We start from the raw sequence: 16,589 nt of genomic DNA, 5'->3' as shown, positions 1-16,589 counted from the left end.
CGATAATTCATCATTTTGTTTACCAGTTTGATAACCTCGCTCTCTGAAAATGCATAAATCCGGTTTATTCACCGGTAATAACAACAGGCCTGCCACCCCGCTCGGGGTGTCGATCTCCGCATCACAAAAGGGAGCCGATCAGGCCAAACAAGGACAATGATTGGGAGTGATGATGGTGAGTTCACACAACAGACAGAGCAGACTGGGGCTTACCGCCCTGCTGCTTACAACCTGCCTTGGCACCAGCGGCTGGGCACAGGCGGCCGACGAGGCACAACCCAAGGGCAAGATCGAGGCGCGCAGCGAGCTGTTCGCCAAAGATCACGCCGATCAGTTCACCAGCTGGAAAGGCACCAGCGAGAGCCGCGAGCGTACCGACGCCCTGGCGGAAGATCCGCAGATGGTGGTGCTCTGGGCCGGCTACCCCTTCTCCAAGGATTACAACAAGCCGCGCGGCCACTTTTATGCGCTGACCGACGTGCGGGAAACACTGCGCACCGGCGCCCCCAAGACCGCCGAAGATGGTCCGCTGCCCATGGCCTGCTGGAGCTGCAAAGGCCCGGATGTGGCCCGCGTCATCGACGAGAAGGGTGAGGATGGCTACTTCAAGGGGATGTGGGCAAAAGGCGGGCCGGAAGTAGTCAACACCATCGGCTGCGCCGACTGCCACGACACCGCCTCGCAGGAGTTCAAGGAGGGCAAACCGGCCCTGCACCTCTCCCGTCCCTATGCCGATCGGGCCATGACCGCCATCGGCAAGCCGTTTAAGGAGCAGGGGCGCTTTGATCAGCAGTCCCAGGTGTGCGGCCAGTGCCACGTGGAGTATTACTTCAGCGGCCCCACCAAGGCGGTCAAATTCCCCTGGGACAAGGGCACCACGGTTGAGCAGATGGAGGCCTATTACGATGAAATCGGCTTTGCCGACTGGACCCATGCCCTCTCCAAAACCCCCATGCTCAAAGCCCAGCACCCCGAGTACGAAACCTGGCGCGCCGGCATTCACGGCCAGAACAACGTCGCCTGTGTCGACTGCCACATGCCCAAGGTGCAGAACGAGCAGGGCAAGGTCTACACCGATCACAAGGTGGGTAACCCCTTCGATCGCTTCGAGCAGACCTGCCGCAACTGCCACACCCAGAGCAAGGAGATGCTGCAAGGGATTGTCAAGCAGCGCAAAGAGGCGGTGATCGAAACCAAGCTGAAAGTCGAGAAGCAGCTGGTACACGCCCACTTTGAAGCCAAGGCGGCCTGGGATGCCGGCGCCACCGAGGCAGAGATGAAGGATATTCTGCAGGACATCCGTCACGCCCAGTGGCGCTGGGACTACGCCATCGCCTCCCACGGGGTGCAGATGCACGCCCCCGAAGTGGCCCTCAAGGTACTTGGCAGCGCGCTGGATAAAGCCGCTGACGCCCGAACCAAGCTGGCTCGTCTGCTGGCTGCCAAGGGAATAACCCACGAGATCGCCATTCCCGATATCTCCACCAAGGAGAAAGCGCAAGCCGCCCTTGGCATGGATATGAAGCAGTTCAACAGCGATAAGGCACAGTTCCTCAAGACCACAGTCCCCGCCTGGGACGCCGAGGCCAAAGCGGCCGGACGGCTGGCACAGTAATGGCGCCTGCGGGCCCGGCCAGACCGGGCCCGCAATGGATGGAGGCTTCCTATGGGTGATTTAACGATGGATTTCTTACGACTGATGCTGATGGCAGCCATGCTGCTCACCAGCCTGCAGGGTCAGGCGGCCGAGCCGACAGCAGCCCCTGTTCCAGCTACACATGAGGTGGAATTTTTACGCAATCCCGACAAAGCCTGCACCGACTGTCACAAGGAGCAGAGTGAGGGGATGCACGGCAAGCATGGTCAGGCGACCAATCCCAACAACCTCAAACCGGTGACCTGCACCAACTGCCACGGCCAGCCCTCCCCCCAGCACAGGGAAGGGGTCAAGGATGTGATGCGCTTCAGCCACAGCCTGAAAGATAAAGAGAGCATCAAGCTTTATCCCATCAGCGAGCAGAATGGAGTCTGCATGAGCTGCCACGAGCCCAAAGAGATTCGCGAGGCGCTCTGGGCCCACGACGTGCACGCCACCAAGCTCACCTGCACCAGCTGCCACCAACTGCACCCGGCGAAGGAGCCCATGGTGGAGATCCCGGAAAAGTCCCGCATCAAGCTCTGCGTAGACTGCCACAGCAAGCAACATGAGGCCAGCAAGGCCCGGCAGGAGCAGTCCAAACCGGCTACCGGCAAGGAGGCATCATGAGCTGCTCTCGCCGTGACTTTATGGCGGGCATGGGCGCGGGGGCCCTTATCATGATGACGGGGGCTGCTCGTGCCAACACCCGCTCCCTTGCCACCACCCTCGCCCACAGCCAGACCATCGACGGGATCCGCTATGGCATGATCCACGATGAGACGGCCTGCATCGGCTGCACCGCCTGCATGGATGCCTGCCGGGAGGTCAACAAAGTGCCGGAAGGGGTCTCGCGCCTCGAGATCATCCGTTCAGGTCCCATCGGTGAATTTCCCGACGCCGAGTACCGCTTCTTTCGCAAGTCCTGCCAGCACTGCGACAACGCCCCCTGCGTGCATGTCTGCCCCACCGGCGCCTCCCATATCCGCAAGGAGGATGGCATCGTCGATGTCGACGCGGATCTCTGCGTCGGCTGCATGTATTGTCTGGCCGCCTGCCCCTATCAGGTGCGCTTTATCAACCCGGTCACCCGGGTGGCGGACAAGTGCGACTTTTGCCGCAAGACCAACCTGGCGGCGGGCAAGGAGCCCGCCTGTGTCGAGTCTTGCCCCACCAAGGCGCTGGTGTTCGGCAATCTGGATGACCCGGACAGCCCCATCGCCCAACGGCTGGTGAAGGAGACCACCTATCGCTACAAGCAGGCACTCGGAACCTCCCCCAAGATGTACCGCGTGCCCAAAGGGGAGATAAAGTCATGACCATGCAAGAGGCATTTCACTTCCCCTCCCTCGTCTGGGACTGGCCCATCGCCATCTATCTCTTTCTGCTCGGCATCTCCGCCGGCGCCACCACTATCTCGGTGCTGTTGCGCCGCAAGGGGGCAGGCAGCGAGAGCGGCATCATCAAGGCGACCGCCATTCTGGCGCCGGTGAGCGTGGTGCTGGGGTTACTGATCCTCATCTTCCATCTGGCCCGCCCCTGGACCTTCTGGAAGCTGATGTTCCACTACCAGTTCGACTCCGTGATGTCGATGGGGGTCATGCTGTTCCAGGTCTACATGGCGGTGCTGTTCGCCTGGCTGGCGGTGGTGTTTCGCTCCGAGATCGAGACCTTGCGCCATCACCTGCTGCAAGAGAAGTTCGCCTTTGTGGATGATCTCATCGCTTGGTTTGCCCACATCGAACGGCTGCTGGCGCCGCTCTTGCTGCTGCTTGCCGTGCTGTTGGGGGCCTACACCGGCTTTCTGCTCTCGGCGCTCAAGACCTATCCGATGTTGAACAACCCGGTGCTGCCGGTGCTGTTCCTCATCTCCGGCGTCAGCTCCGGCATCGCCTCCACCATCTTGCTGGCGGTCACGCTCTTCAAGGAGAACCATCACAGCCAGGGGGTGAGCTTTGTCCACCGCTTTGAGCGGCCGGTGTTGGCGGTGGAGGTATTGCTGCTGGTCTGCTTCTTTACCGGCCTCTACTTCGGTGGCGGCCAGAAGGAGGCAGCCATGTGGGCCGCCATCGGCAGCGGCTTCTGGGCTCAGGTGTTCTGGCTCGGGGTGGTGGGCATCGGCATGCTGCTGCCCCAGTTGCTGGCCCTGCTGGCTCCCGCACCGCTGCGGGCCAAAAACGGCTATCTGGTACTGGTCTGCAGCCTGACCCTGGTGGGGATCCTGCTGCTGCGCTACTTCGTGCTTTATGCCGGCCAGATGACGGTAGTTTAAAGGTATGATCACCAGCGCCAGCCACCTTCGGGTGACTGGCGCTGGTTTGTTGCTGGCCCAATAAATTTCTGGTGATGCCACACCCGTTGCTTGGCAATGTTCTCCGCCAAAGAGAGACGACGCGGCGTGTGTGGCATGACATGAATGACATCAAAGATTGAAACGGAGGTTGTGTGCTGGCAGAGCTCGGCTATCTCTCACTGTTGCTGGCGACCGGGCTCGCCCTGCTGCAAGGGCTGTTGCCCTGGCTGGGATTGCGGCTCGCCTCACGCCCGCTGCTCGGCTGTGCCCGCCCCCTAGCCCTGCTAGTCGCGCTCCTGCTCGGGGCCGCCCTGCTGCTGCTCGCCAGCTGTTTTGGCCTCGATGACTTCACCCTGGTCTATGTGGCCCAGCACGCCAACAGCGCCCTGCCCCTTGGCTTCAAACTGGCGGCGGTGTGGGGCGGCCATGAGGGCTCCATGCTCTTTTTCGTCTTTGCGTTGGGGCTGTGGGGCGCTCTGGTGGCGATTTGTTCAAAACGGGTAGATCCGCTGATCACAGCCCGGGTATTGGCCATCATGGGGCTGATCGTCGGGCTGTTCGGCCTCTATACCCTGATCTTCTCCAGCCCGTTTGACCGCCAGTTCCCGGGGCCACTGGAGGGGCGTGATCTCAACCCCATGCTGCAGGATATCGGCCTCATCATCCACCCCCCCCTGCTCTATCTCGGTTACGTCGGCTTTGCGGTCAACTTCGCCTTCGCCATGGCGGCGCTGCACTCGGGCAGGCTCGATGGCGCCGTGGCCCACTGGAGCCGACCCTGGGCGCTCGGCTCCTGGGTGTTTCTCACCGCCGGCATCGTGCTGGGCTCCTGGTGGGCCTATTACGAGCTCGGCTGGGGCGGCTGGTGGTTCTGGGATCCGGTGGAAAATGCCTCCCTCTTGCCCTGGCTGCTCGGCACCGCCCTGCTGCACGCCCTGATTGTCTGCGAGAAGCGCGGCGCCTACGGCCACGCCGTGCTGTTGCTCTCCATCTTCACCTTCGCCTTGAGCCTGCTCGGCACCTTCGTGGTGCGCTCCGGGATACTCACCTCGGTGCACGCCTTTGCGGTGGACCCCAGCCGCGGCCTCACCCTCTTGTTGCTGCTCGGCTTGCTATTGACCTGCGCCCTCACCCTGTTTGCCCTGCGGGCGGACATTCGCGCACCCTATGCCCGCTTTGGCTTCTGGTCAAAGGAGGGGCTGCTCGGCGCCGCCATCCTGCTACTCTGCGTGGCCTGCGCCAGCGTGCTGCTCGGCACCTTCTACCCCATGGTGTTCCAGTCACTTCATCTGGGCTCGCTCTCGGTGGGCGCCCCCTATTTCAATACCATCTTCGTGCCGCTGGCCCTCTGCCTGATGGGGCTGATGACCCAACTGCCACGCCTGCGCTGGCAGCAGCTTGCTCCTTATTCCCGCATCAAAAGCGTGTTGCCCCCCCTGTTTGGCCTGCTTGGCGGCGGGCTGCTTAGCCTTGCCTATCTGGAGCAGGGATCGTTTTCCGGTAGCTGGAGCGGCATCCTCGCCAATATGGTGAGCCTCTGGCTGATGGCCAGCCTGCTGCTCCCGCTCTTGCAACCGACGTCGCTGCGTGAACTCACCCTCAATCGGCTCGGCAGCCTGCTGGCCCACCTCGGGGTGGCGGTATGCGCCCTCGGCATTGCGCAGGTGAGTCACCACAGTCAGGAGGGGGGCACGGTACTCGCCGCAGGCCAGCCCTATCGGCTCGGCGCCTTTGAGTTTCGCTATGTGGGGAGCGAGCCGATCATCGGCCCCAACTACACCGCCGAGCGCATCACTCTCAGCGTGCATGAGAACGGTAAAGAGGTGGCACGGCTGACGCCAGAGCGGCGCCACTACAGCGTGCGCACCATGAACATGAACGAGCCCGGGATCAAATGGGGAATGCTCGGCGATCTCTACGTGGTACTGGGTGAGAAAATGGGGCCCGGCGCCTATGCCATGCGGCTGCACCATAAGCCGCTGGTGCGCTGGATCTGGCTCGGTGGCCTGTTGATGATGGCAGGCGGCACCCTGCGCCTGCTCGCCCGACGCCCCTTGCTCGCCTCCCGTTCCGTTGCGGTTGGCACCTCCCGTCCCCGGCTCGAACAGGAGGCGTTATGAGATCCCGCCTGCGCCTCTTTCTTCCACTGCTGCTGACCCTGGGCCTCGGCGCCCTGCTCTGGCTCGGCCTTGGCAACAACCCCTACAGCCAGGATGAAGCCGTCGCAGGGCGTACCCTGCCCGCGTGGCAGAGTGACGATCTGTTTGGTGGTGCCCCCATCCACACCGCGGCGCTCAAGGGGGAGCCCTTCGTGCTCAACGTCTGGGCCAGCTGGTGCCCCAACTGCCGCGCCGAGCATCCGTTGCTCAGCGAGCTCGCGGGCACCGTGCCCCTCTACGGTCTCAACTACCGGGACAAGGGGGATGCGGCCCGTGCTTGGCTTATCCAAGCAGGCAACCCTTATCGCGCCGTACTGGCCGACCCTGACGGCAAACTGGCCCTTGAGCTCGGCGTCTACGGCACGCCAGAGACCTATCTCTTTGATGCCGATGGTGCCCTGCTCGCCCGCCATACCGGCGAGCTTACCAAAGGGATCTGGCTGCGCCAGTTTGCCCCCCAGCTTGCAAAGGCCCGCAGCAACATCGCCGGCCAGCCCGAACTGGAGAGACAAGAGCAGGAGAGCAAGCCATGAGCTGTCTCGGCCACGCCCTGATCGCGCCGCTCTTGCTGGCATTGAGCCTCGGGGCCATTGCCAGCGGGGTCGACACCTATGAGTTTCGCCATCCCGAGCTGCAAAACCGGGCACAAGAGCTGGCCCGCGCCCTGCGCTGCCCCCAGTGCCAGAACCAGAATCTGGTGGAGTCCAACTCCCCCATCGCCCGGGATCTGCGGCTCGAGGTCTACCGCTGGGTGGACGAGGGGCAGTCTGATGAGCAGGTGATCGCCCGCATGACGGAGCGCTTCGGCGATTTTGTCCGCTACGATCCCCCCTTCAAGGCCAGCACAGCGCTGCTGTGGGGCGGCCCCGCCCTCTTGCTGTTGCTGGCGCTCAATCGCCTGCGCAGGAGTCTGCATCGCCGGCAACCAGCGCGGGTACCGCTTGTCGGCGACAGAGCAGAAGGGATGCTCGCCCACGACCCCAGGGCCGAGCTGAACCGGCTGATCATGGCCGAGCAGCAGGCGGGGCTTGCCCCCCACAGCCGCCTCTACCGGGAGCTGGCTCGCCTCGCCAACGCCACCCCAACCGCCGAGCAGGCTCTGCGCGACCGACTGGTAAGAAATCGCACCGCCCGTCCTCAGCTTAGGCAGCGCGCCTGGATACTGCTTGGGGCCCTGCTGCTGGCGCTGATGGCCGGTATTTATGCCGGCACCGGCCGCTATCAGGCGTGGCAGGCTTATCAGTCGCGCCCCGATCCGCTGGCGGGATTGAGCCCGCGGGATCTGCAAGACAAGGAGCTGGACGCCCTACACCAGCGCCTGCAAGCCAACCCTGCCGATCTCGACGGCTGGGCGGCGCTCGGTCAGCTCTATCTCTATCGGGACGAGTACGACAACGCCCTGCTCGCCTACCAGCGTCTCGCCCTGCAAGAAGGGGGCGCCAGCGCTGCGACTCAAGCCGCGCAGGCTACCGTGCTCTACTATCAGGCGGGCCAGCAGCTGACTCCCGAGGCAACCCGCCTACTGGAGAGCGCCCTCACGCAGGATGGGGGGGAAGTGAGCGCCCTGATGCTGCTCGCCTCCGATCACTTTCTGCATGGTCGCTACCGTCAGGCCATTGCGCTATGGCAGCAACTGCTCGATGAAGAGCGACCCCGCATCAACCGGGCCGCACTGATCGAGGCAATTCAGACCGCGCGGATGATGGGGGGCTAGCCCGACAGATCCGTTTCTTCTTTTCAGGACGTTAGCGCCTTCTTCCTGCCAAGCCCTGCGCAATGTCAATCAATGCAAAACACCCCCATGCGGGGGTGTTTTGTTATTGGCTCACCTTGGCAGGTTTATCTCGACACCCGCTTAAGGTCTCTCGCCAGCGGCCAGACGGCGGTTGATATCGGCGATAACCGGGGCGATGTCGGCCAGGGTATCAATCACATAGTGCGCCCCCGCCGCCCGCAGTTTGGCCTCGGCCGGTGCGCGCCGGGCGGCGATCTCCGCCTCGCTCATGGCGGCAAACTCGTCCCAGGTGGCACCGAACTCGTTGCCGGAGACCGACAATCCCACTGTCCACATGCCCGCGTTCAACCCTTCGCTGATACCCGGCATGGCGTCATCCACCTTGATGCAGCGATGCACGGCGCTCACTCCCAGCTCAATTACGTTGGCCAGCGCCATCCAGGGGCCGGGGCGACCACCTGCCTTGAGATCGTCAGTGGCGACCCAGTGATCCGGCCGATAGCCGTGATCGGCCGCGGCTGGTACCAGTGCCTCCATCACCGGACGGGGGTAACCGGAGCAGGAGCCGATTTTCATCCCCTTCACCCGCAGAGCGTCCAGCACCGACAGCACTCTTGGGATGGGGGCAGCAAAACGGGTCACGGCGGCAATCTGCAGCGGCATAAAGGTGTGATAGAGGTGATCCACCTCGGCGTGGCCCATGGGGTGGCCAAAGCGAGCCTGCCAGCGAGCATCCACCGAAGGCAGACGGCCCAGCGCGGCGATATGATCCCACTTGCCAAGGCCCATGGGCTGACGTGCTTCGTCCAGGGTCACGGGAAAGTCATAGGCGCGGGCGAAGGCCTCGACGAAGATGGAGGTGGGGGCGAAGGAGCCGAAATCGACGACGGTACCGGCCCAGTCGAGGATCAGCGCCTCTACGTCGGTGGTCGGGTCTACAGCAATCTGCAAGTCAGTCATGGTGGTGTTCCTGTTTCGGTGAAAGTGCGATCTCGCCGAGGGCGCGATCGAGAATGGTGATGGCGCGCACCAGATCGGCGCGGGTGATATTGAGCGGTGGCGAGAGCTGGATGACATTGCCCTGGGAGACCTTGAAGCTGAGCCCCAGTTCCAGACAGCGGTAGAGCAGGCGCTCGGCGGCCTGGTTATTGCGGGTGCGACTCTGATGATCGACCACCAGATCGAGCGCCCAGAGCAAACCGATACCACGTACCTGCCCGATCAGCGGGTGACGCTCGGCAAGCGCTGCAAGCTCTGCCGCCATAAAGCGGCCATCCTCCTGCGCTTTTGCAAGCAACCCCTCTTCACGGATGGTACTGATGGTGGCGAGCGCCGCCGCGCAGCCGATAGGGCTCTTCTCGTGGGTGTAGTGACCGAGCGAAATGGCTGCGGCCTGATTGAAGCTGTCGCGGGTGATGAGCGCGGCAAACGGTACCACCCCGCCCCCCAACCCCTTGCCCAAACAGATGATGTCGGGTTCGATGCCGAACTCCTCGAAGCTGAACCAGTGGCCGGTGCGGCCAAGGGCATTGGGGATCTCGTCGACGATCAGCAGCACCTTGTGGCGATCGCAGATCTCCCGCACCCGCTGCCAGTAGGCCTTCGAGGGCACCTGTACGTCGGTGTTGCGGATGGGCTCGGCGATAAAGGCGCCGATCCCTCCCTCCTTCTCGATGACGTACTCCAGATAATTGGCGTAGTGCAGGTCATCCCCCTCCCCGCGATACCAGACGCCGCGATAGCGGGTGGGCGGCGGGATGCGCTCCACGCCGGCCATCAGCGGGCCCATACCGGCGCGAAAACAGGCTTCACCGCCGACCGAAATAGCATCGAGGGAGGCGCCGTGAAAGGCATCCCAGAGGGACACCACCTTGCTGTTGCCGGTAATAAAGCGGGCAAGCTTCAGGGCAATCCCCACTACCTCGCTGCCGCCGGGGGCGAACAGCACCCGGTTGAGATCGCCGGGAGCCAGTTCGGCCAGAGTGCGGGCACAATCGATAGCAACCTGATGGGTGTAGCGGCGGGGCGCGAACGGCAGATCGGCGAGTTGCTGCTGCACCGCGGCTACTACCCTAGGGTGGCCGTGGCCCAGCTGATGGACGCTGTTGCCGTGAAAATCGAGGTAACACTTGCCCGATACGCTGGTCAACCAGCTCCCCTGCGCGCGCTCAAGCAGATCGAGACAGGGGGTGGAGAGGGCCTGATGGAGAAAGTAGCGGCTATCCTCCGCCAATCCCGCCTGCACCGCCTCGCTCTGACCTGCCAACCAGCGCGCCCGCCCCTCACCAAGGTTGATATCCCCTTCGCTGTCGGCGCGGCCGCGGCCGTGCAGCTTATGGTCATGCAAATCGCGGCCACGCAGATCACGACCCTGAGCCAGCATGCTGGTCATCGCGCATCCCCTTGCCAGTAGCAGGCGCTGGCCATGGCGGCGAGCAGATCCCGCACCCGCTCAGGGGTCACATCGCCGATATTGCCGATACGGAAGCAATCGGCCTGCGAGACCTTGCCCGGGTAGATGACAAAGCCCTGCGCCTTGAGCCGCTGGTAGAAGTCGGCGAAGCGGTAGTCAGGGTGGGTCGGAGAGTAGAAGGCGGTGATGATGGGGGATTGCCATTTTTCTGGCAGCAGCGGCGCAAAGCCCAGCTCAGCCATCCCCGCCCCCAGGGTGCGCTGGTTCTCGCTGTAGCGCCGATGGCGGGCGGCAATGCCCCCCTCTTCATCCAGCTCGCGCAGCGCCTGGGCAAAGGCGAGTACGGTATGGGTGGGCGAGGTAAAGCGCCACTTGCCCCCCTGCTGCTCCATGGTCTGCCACTGGGCATGCAGGTCGAGGGAGACCGAGCGGGCGCGACCGGCGCAGGCCGTGAGCGCCACGCGGCGGGCGATGACGAAGCCAAAGCCCGGCACCCCCTGAATGCACTTGTTGGCCGAGCTGATGAGAAACTCGATGCCAAGGCGCCCCATGTCGATGGGGATACCGCCAAAGCTGCTCATGGCATCGACGATCAGGCGAATGCCGCGGCGCTGGCAGAGCGCAGCCACCTCCTCAAGCGGGTTGAGCATGCCGGTGGTGGTCTCACAGTGCACCATTGCCAGATGGGTGATCTCGGGGTGGCGCGCCAGCATCGCCTCAATGGCGGCGGGTTCGGGGCGGGTGGTCTCGCCGCAGTCGAGCTCATGGTGACGCAGGCCAAGGCAGCGGGCCATCTCCCCCATGCGGGCACCGTAGGCGCCGTTGTTGATGATAAGCAGACACTCATCGCTACCTATCGCCGAGCCCAGTACGCTCTCCACCACATAACTGCCACTCCCCTGCAGCAAGACGGCGCTGTAGTCACTTTCATATTCCGGGCCAGTGGCGAGGCGCACCAGCTCGCGGCGGATGGGCTCCACCACCCCCTGGTTGTAGTCCGCATCCCAGGTACAGCTGTCTTGCAGCATGGCGGCGCGCACCGTCGCGGTGGTCGAGAGGGGGCCCGGGGTCAGCAGAAGGTAATCGACGGCGGCGGGGGCAGCAGGAATATGGGTCATGATTTCGCTCCTTTTTGGTATATACCAGAATGAGCGCATTGTGGGTAACTGCCCCGCCAAGGTCAAAGGGGTGGCGCTACGTGCAACAAAAAATTCATTTTCAGCGCCGGGATCGCGATAATCTAGGAAACCTGAACAGCAGGGGCGATGCTGGTATCTACCAATGCATGTTGATGTTGCCGTGTAACGACCGGGCAGATGACCTGCCCTGTGCCCAGCCCATTGCCCAACTCATTGCACAACTTATTGCAAAACCAGGGATTTTCATGAGCAAACCGCAATACCTGCAGATCAAGGATGCCCTCGCCAACCAGATCCTGGCGGGGGGTCTGGCCCCCAACGACAAGCTCCCCTCCGAGCGGCTGCTGGGGGAACTCTATGGCACCACAAGGGTCACCATTCGCGAGGCACTGGTGCAGCTGGAGGCAAACGGCCTTATCTATCGGGAGGATCGCCGCGGCTGGTTTGTCACCCCGCCGCGCTTTCGCTTGAACCCCAGACGCACCTCCAACTTTCACCAGATAGTACGTGAGCAAGGGGGCGAGCCGCGCACCGAGCTGCTGGAGAAAAGCCGCCAGGCAGTGCCGCCCGAGTTGATGGCGCAGTTGCAGCTCAAGGCGTTCGACAGCCTGTTTCTGCTCAAACGGCTGCGCTATGCCAACGGGCGCGCCATCTGTTACTGCGAGAACCACTGCCTGCCAGAGCGGGTGCCCGGCCTGCTGGAGCTGGATCTCAACGGCAGCCTGACCGAGATCTATCAAGCCCATTACGATCTCCACTACGCCCGCATGCAGGTGCGCTTCTTCCCCACCGCCCTGCCGGACGAGGTGGCCAAGGCGCTGGGGGCCACCGCCGGTCTGCCCGCCCTGCGCCTAGAGCGACTCAACTTCGATCAGCACGGCCGGGTGCTCGACTTCGATCTGGAGTACTGGCGCCACGACAGTCTGGAGATCGAGGTGGATACCCAGGATTAGTCACGAACAAATCAGGAACAGGAAAACGTCACGGGGCTGTCACTGTCACGTCATAAAAAAACCCTAGCCTCTCTCTCGACCAATCTGGTTTATACCAAGCCAACTTATATGGAGAAGAGGATGAAACAGGGAACCCATCTGCTGGCCGCCGCCGTGCTGGCTGCCATGACCGCCCCGGCACTGGCCGCGACCGATCTCACCGTCTACACCGCCTTCGAACCGGAGCAGCTCAACGAGCTGAAAACCGCGTTCGAGCGCCAGCATCCGGACATCAACATCAAGTGGGTGCGTGACTCCACCGGCGTGGTCACCGCCCGCTTGCTGGCAGAAAAAGCCCAGCCCAAGGCGGATGTGGTGTGGGGACTGGCCGCTACCAGCCTGATGCAACTCGATCAGCAGCAGATGCTCAATGCCTATGCACCGAAAGGGCTGGACAAGCTCGACAGCCGCTTTCGCGACAGCAAGGCCGAGCCGCACTGGATCGGTCTGGACGCCTTCTTCAGCGCCATCTGCTTCAACAAGGTAGAGGCGGAAAAACAGGGGATCCCGGCCCCCACCAGCTGGGCCGACCTCACCAAGCCCATCTACAAGGGCAAGGTGATCATGCCCAACCCCAGCTCCTCCGGCACCGGTTACCTGAGCGTTGCGGGCTGGCTGCAGACCATGGGTGAGCAGCAGGGCTGGCAATTCATGAACGGCCTGCACCAGAACATCGACCGTTACACCCACTCGGGCTCCGCCCCCTGCAAGCTGGCCGCCAGCGGCGAGACGGTGATCGGTATCTCCTTCGACTTCCCGGCCACCAGCCTCAAGGCCAAGGGAGCCCCCATCGAGGTGGTGTTCCCGAAAGAGGGGTCGGGCTGGGATATGGAAGCTGCCGCCATCATCAAGGGCACCCCCAAGCTGGAAGCCGCCAAACAGCTGCTCGACTTTGCCGCCACCGAACAGGCCAACGCCCTCTACAACAAGTCGTTCGCAGTGGTCGCCATCCCGGATGTAGCCAAGCCCAGAGCCGGCTATCCCGCCAACATCAAGGGCCAGATGATCGACAACGACTTTGGCTGGGCTGCCCGCGAGCGCAACACCATCCTGGCCCAGTGGAGCGCCAGTTTCGACGGCAAGACCGAAGCCAAGCAGTAAGCGTGAAGGGCTGCGGTTTGTTCACACCCCACACACAGCCACCAATAAACTGCCAGTCGAAGGCCAACAGCTGTTGGCCTTCGCTTTTTGGGTTGCGCTCCCTGTTTTCATTTCACTTTTTGTTTCCCCCCCAATTGACGACGCCTCGCCTATCCACACGGAGCCAAGCCACCTGCTGGCGACCCGTCGTCATCTGACTGTCATCAAGCTGTCATCCCCCGATCACCTGACCGTCACACTTCGCCTGCAAACTGGTATATACCAAATCAGTAGCGAGTCGAACCATGACCCAGCCCTATCTGGACATTCAACATCTCAACAAGCAGTTCGGTGCTTTTCAGGCCCTCAAGGGGATCTCTCTGACCATTGAGCAGGGGGAGTTTATCTGCTTTCTCGGCCCCTCCGGCTGCGGCAAAACCACCCTGCTCAGAGCCATCGCCGGGCTGGATCTGCCGGACAGCGGCGAGATCTGGCAAGGGGGGCGCAACATCTCCCGGCTGCCGCCCCAGCAGCGCGATTTTGGCATCGTGTTTCAATCCTATGCCCTCTTCCCCAACCTGACGGTGGCACAGAACATCGCCTTCGGCCTTGAGAATCAGGGGCTGGCACGGGATCTCATCAAGGAGCGGGTCGATCACTGGCTGGGGCTGGTGGATCTCACTGCCCAGTCCCACAAATACCCGAGCCAGATCTCCGGCGGCCAACAGCAGCGGGTCGCGCTGGCCCGGGCCTTGGCCCTCTCCCCCGGCCTGCTGCTGCTGGACGAACCGCTCAGCGCGCTGGATGCACTGGTACGCACCCATCTTCGCAGCGAGATCCGCGCCCTGCAGCAGCGCCTTGGCATTACCACCATCATGGTGACCCACGATCAGGAAGAGGCGCTGACCATGGCCGATCGCATTGTGGTGATGGAGGGTGGCCGCATCGTGCAGGTAGGCTCCCCGCAGGAGATCTACCACCAGCCTGCCAGCCGTTTCGTGGCAAGCTTCGTCGGCACCATGAACTTCCTCGACACCCTGGTGCTCAGCCCCACTCAGGTGCGCCTCAACGAACAACCGCTGACACTCGCCAATCGGGCCGCGGCCGGCAGCAAATTGCAGGTGGCGATCCGCCCCGAGGCGATCACCCTGAGTGCGCCGAGCGAGCCGTATCTTGGGCAACATGGCATTGAAGCAACCATCGATCAGGTGGAGTTTCTCGGCGCAGCCCAGCGCCTTATCTGCACCGCCGACACCTATCTGGGCCCGCAGCAAATTCTGGTGGAGCGCCCGACCCACGAGCTGTCCCGCCACGAACAGGGTGGCTGGCGCAGCGGCATGCGCTGCTCGCTGCACTGGCCCGCCGCGGCCATGCAACTGTTTGAGGGAGAGCGCCCATGACAGCCCCCTTCGCAACCTCCTCCCTGTTGCCGCCAGCGACAGCCCGGCCAGAATCCCGCTGGCAGCGGCTCTGTCGCGGCTGGAGCCGGGATCAGCTGCTGCAACTGTTCCTGCTTTTGCTCGGTATCGCTCTGCTGGTGGGGGGTCTCTTGCTGCCGCTGCTCACCATGCTGCAAAAGAGCCTGCAGGATGAGAACGGCCTCTGGGTGGGCCTTGCCAACTTCAGCACCTACTTCGACTCCCCTCATCTGGGGCGCACCATCGGCAACACCCTCTGGCTCGGGGTGCTGATCACCGCGCTGGTGGTGACCATCGCCTTTGGCTACGCCTATGCCCTCACCCGCACCTGCATGCCGGGCAAGCCCCTGTTTCGTCTCATCGGCCTTATTCCGCTGTTGATGCCCTCCCTGCTGCCCGCCATCAGTCTGGTCTACTGGTTTGGCAATCAGGGGATCGCCAAGGGGCTGCTCGGCGGCGAGAGCATCTACGGCCCCATTGGTATCGTCATCGGTCTTGGCTTCTGGTGCTTCCCCCACGCCCTGATGATCCTTATCACGGCGCTCGGTCAGAGCGATGCCCGCCTCTATGAAGCCTCCCGGGTGCTCGGCAGCAGCGGCTGGCGCACCTTTGTCACCGTCACCCTGCCTACCGCCCGTTATGGCCTGCTCAGCGCAGCCATCGCGGTCTTCACCCTCACCATCTGCGACTTCGGGGTGGCCAAGGTGATTGGCGGCCAGTACAGCGTGCTGGCCACCGATATCTACCGACAGGTGATCGGGATGCAGAACTTCTCGCTGGGCGCCGTTGCCAGCGTCACCCTGCTGCTGCCGGCACTGTTGAGCTTTGCGCTGGAGCACAGGGTGCGCAGCAAGATGCAGGAGCAGAGCAGCACCAAGGCGGTGCCCTATCAGCCCAAACCCCATCGGCTGCGGGATCTGCTGGCGCTCGGTTGGTGTTCGCTGTGGGCCCTGCTGTTTCTGGCGCTGGTGGGGATGGCCGTTTACGGATCCTTGGTACAGTTCTGGCCCTACAACCTCGCTCTGACGCTGGATCACTACGCCTTTGACAGCAACAGCGTCTACGGCTGGCAGCCCTTTACCAACACCTTGCAGCTGGGCCTCTATACCGCGCTTATCGGCACAGTGCTGGTGATGGTGCTGGCCTGGGCGCAGGAGAAGGGGCGCCACTTTGCGCCGCTTCGCCAGCTGTTGCATCTGCTTGCCATGCTGTCGCTAGCGGTGCCCGGCATGGTGCTGGGGCTCGGTTACATCTTCTTTTTCAACGGCAATCCGCTCTTTGGCGGCCTATACGGCACCCTGCCGCTGATGGTGCTCTCCTGCGTCATCCACTACTACACGGTGGGCCATATGACGGCGCTGACCAGCCTCAAGCAGTTGCCCAAGGAGCTGGAGCTGGTGGCCATCTCATTGCGCATTCCGCTCTGGAAGGCGTTCTGGCGAGTCACCCTGCCCGCCTCCCTGCCCGCACTGCTGGAGATCTTCATTTACCTGTTCGTCAACGCCATGACCACCACCTCGGCGGTGATCTTCCTCTATTCGAGCGACAGCGTGCTCGCCTCCATCGCCGTGCTCAATATGGAGGATTCCGGCGATACCGCCGCGGCCGCCGCCATGGCCACCCTGATCCTGCTGGCCGCCGCCACCATCAAGCTGCTCCAGCTCTTTTTGAGCCGCGCCCTGCTGGATCGCACCCAGCGCTGGCGCCACCAATAACCTTATCGA

General features: G+C 63.0%; 14 protein-coding genes. 11 read left to right on the top strand and 3 right to left on the bottom strand.

All coding sequences use genetic code 11. From position 1 onward, the window contains the following. Positions 1-169 precede the first annotated feature (169 nt). The 7 genes from nrfA (at position 170) to nrfF (ending at position 7,802) form a co-directional block, all read left to right on the top strand. Positions 170-1,615, top strand: coding sequence for an ammonia-forming nitrite reductase cytochrome c552 subunit (nrfA, locus tag NOM67_RS02310; RefSeq protein WP_255933567.1), 1,446 nt, complete (start codon positions 170-172; stop codon positions 1,613-1,615). Between the two features lie 51 nt (positions 1,616-1,666). Beyond that, positions 1,667-2,266 carry a cytochrome c nitrite reductase pentaheme subunit gene (gene nrfB, locus NOM67_RS02305; protein ID WP_255933566.1) on the top strand — a complete coding sequence of 200 codons (600 nt, stop codon included), beginning with the start codon at positions 1,667-1,669 and terminating at the stop codon, positions 2,264-2,266. After that, on the top strand, positions 2,263-2,955 hold the full coding sequence (gene nrfC, locus NOM67_RS02300) for a cytochrome c nitrite reductase Fe-S protein (RefSeq protein WP_255933565.1): 693 nt from the start codon (positions 2,263-2,265) through the stop codon (positions 2,953-2,955). The genes nrfB and nrfC overlap by 4 nt, the downstream gene beginning before the upstream one ends. Continuing rightward, positions 2,952-3,908: a cytochrome c nitrite reductase subunit NrfD gene (gene nrfD, locus NOM67_RS02295; protein WP_255933564.1), complete on the top strand. Its 957-nt coding sequence runs from the start codon at positions 2,952-2,954 to the stop codon at positions 3,906-3,908. The genes nrfC and nrfD overlap by 4 nt, the downstream gene beginning before the upstream one ends. Before the next feature lie 173 nt (positions 3,909-4,081). Beyond that, positions 4,082-6,049 carry a heme lyase NrfEFG subunit NrfE gene (gene nrfE, locus NOM67_RS02290; RefSeq protein WP_255933563.1) on the top strand — a complete coding sequence of 656 codons (1,968 nt, stop codon included), beginning with the start codon at positions 4,082-4,084 and terminating at the stop codon, positions 6,047-6,049. Next, positions 6,046-6,621 carry a DsbE family thiol:disulfide interchange protein gene (locus tag NOM67_RS02285; RefSeq protein WP_255933561.1) on the top strand — a complete coding sequence of 192 codons (576 nt, stop codon included), beginning with the start codon at positions 6,046-6,048 and terminating at the stop codon, positions 6,619-6,621. The genes nrfE and NOM67_RS02285 overlap by 4 nt, the downstream gene beginning before the upstream one ends. Next, complete coding sequence (gene nrfF / locus NOM67_RS02280; protein ID WP_255933559.1) at positions 6,618-7,802, top strand: heme lyase NrfEFG subunit NrfF; 1,185 nt, start codon at positions 6,618-6,620, stop codon at positions 7,800-7,802. The genes NOM67_RS02285 and nrfF overlap by 4 nt, the downstream gene beginning before the upstream one ends. Before the next feature lie 141 nt (positions 7,803-7,943). On the opposite strand, the gene phnX is transcribed toward nrfF, so the two are convergent. From phnX to phnW, 3 genes are read right to left on the bottom strand one after another with little or no spacing between them, the layout of a single operon-like run. Then, positions 7,944-8,783 carry a phosphonoacetaldehyde hydrolase gene (gene phnX / locus NOM67_RS02275; RefSeq protein WP_255933557.1) on the bottom strand — a complete coding sequence of 280 codons (840 nt, stop codon included), beginning with the start codon at positions 8,781-8,783 and terminating at the stop codon, positions 7,944-7,946. Next, positions 8,776-10,215, bottom strand: coding sequence for an aspartate aminotransferase family protein (locus NOM67_RS02270; RefSeq protein ID WP_255933556.1), 1,440 nt, complete (start codon positions 10,213-10,215; stop codon positions 8,776-8,778). Before NOM67_RS02270 ends, phnX begins: the two co-directional genes overlap by 8 nt. Beyond that, positions 10,212-11,354, bottom strand: coding sequence for a 2-aminoethylphosphonate--pyruvate transaminase (gene phnW, locus NOM67_RS02265; protein WP_255933555.1), 1,143 nt, complete (start codon positions 11,352-11,354; stop codon positions 10,212-10,214). The genes NOM67_RS02270 and phnW overlap by 4 nt, the downstream gene beginning before the upstream one ends. Before the next feature lie 266 nt (positions 11,355-11,620). Between phnW and phnR the strand changes: the two genes are divergently transcribed. From phnR to NOM67_RS02245, 4 genes are all read left to right on the top strand, one after another. Further along, on the top strand, positions 11,621-12,328 hold the full coding sequence (phnR, locus tag NOM67_RS02260) for a phosphonate utilization transcriptional regulator PhnR (protein ID WP_255933554.1): 708 nt from the start codon (positions 11,621-11,623) through the stop codon (positions 12,326-12,328). A 120-nt stretch (positions 12,329-12,448) separates the two neighbouring features. Then, a complete protein-coding gene (locus NOM67_RS02255; RefSeq protein WP_127006551.1) occupies positions 12,449-13,468 on the top strand; it encodes a putative 2-aminoethylphosphonate ABC transporter substrate-binding protein in 1,020 nt (339 codons plus the stop codon). A gap of 284 nt (positions 13,469-13,752) precedes the next feature. Beyond that, positions 13,753-14,847 (top strand): putative 2-aminoethylphosphonate ABC transporter ATP-binding protein, encoded by a 1,095-nt coding sequence (locus NOM67_RS02250; protein WP_255933552.1) that lies wholly within the window; start codon positions 13,753-13,755, stop codon positions 14,845-14,847. Next, positions 14,844-16,580: a putative 2-aminoethylphosphonate ABC transporter permease subunit gene (locus NOM67_RS02245; RefSeq protein WP_255933551.1), complete on the top strand. Its 1,737-nt coding sequence runs from the start codon at positions 14,844-14,846 to the stop codon at positions 16,578-16,580. The genes NOM67_RS02250 and NOM67_RS02245 overlap by 4 nt, the downstream gene beginning before the upstream one ends. Positions 16,581-16,589 lie beyond the last annotated feature (9 nt).

The sequence above is a fragment of the Aeromonas sp. SG16 genome (assembly GCF_024436135.1).
In the GTDB taxonomy this organism is placed as follows: Bacteria; Pseudomonadota; Gammaproteobacteria; order Enterobacterales; family Aeromonadaceae; genus Aeromonas; species Aeromonas jandaei.
Note: the sequence above shows the minus strand (reverse complement) of the source record. Positions and strands in the feature narration are given on the sequence as shown.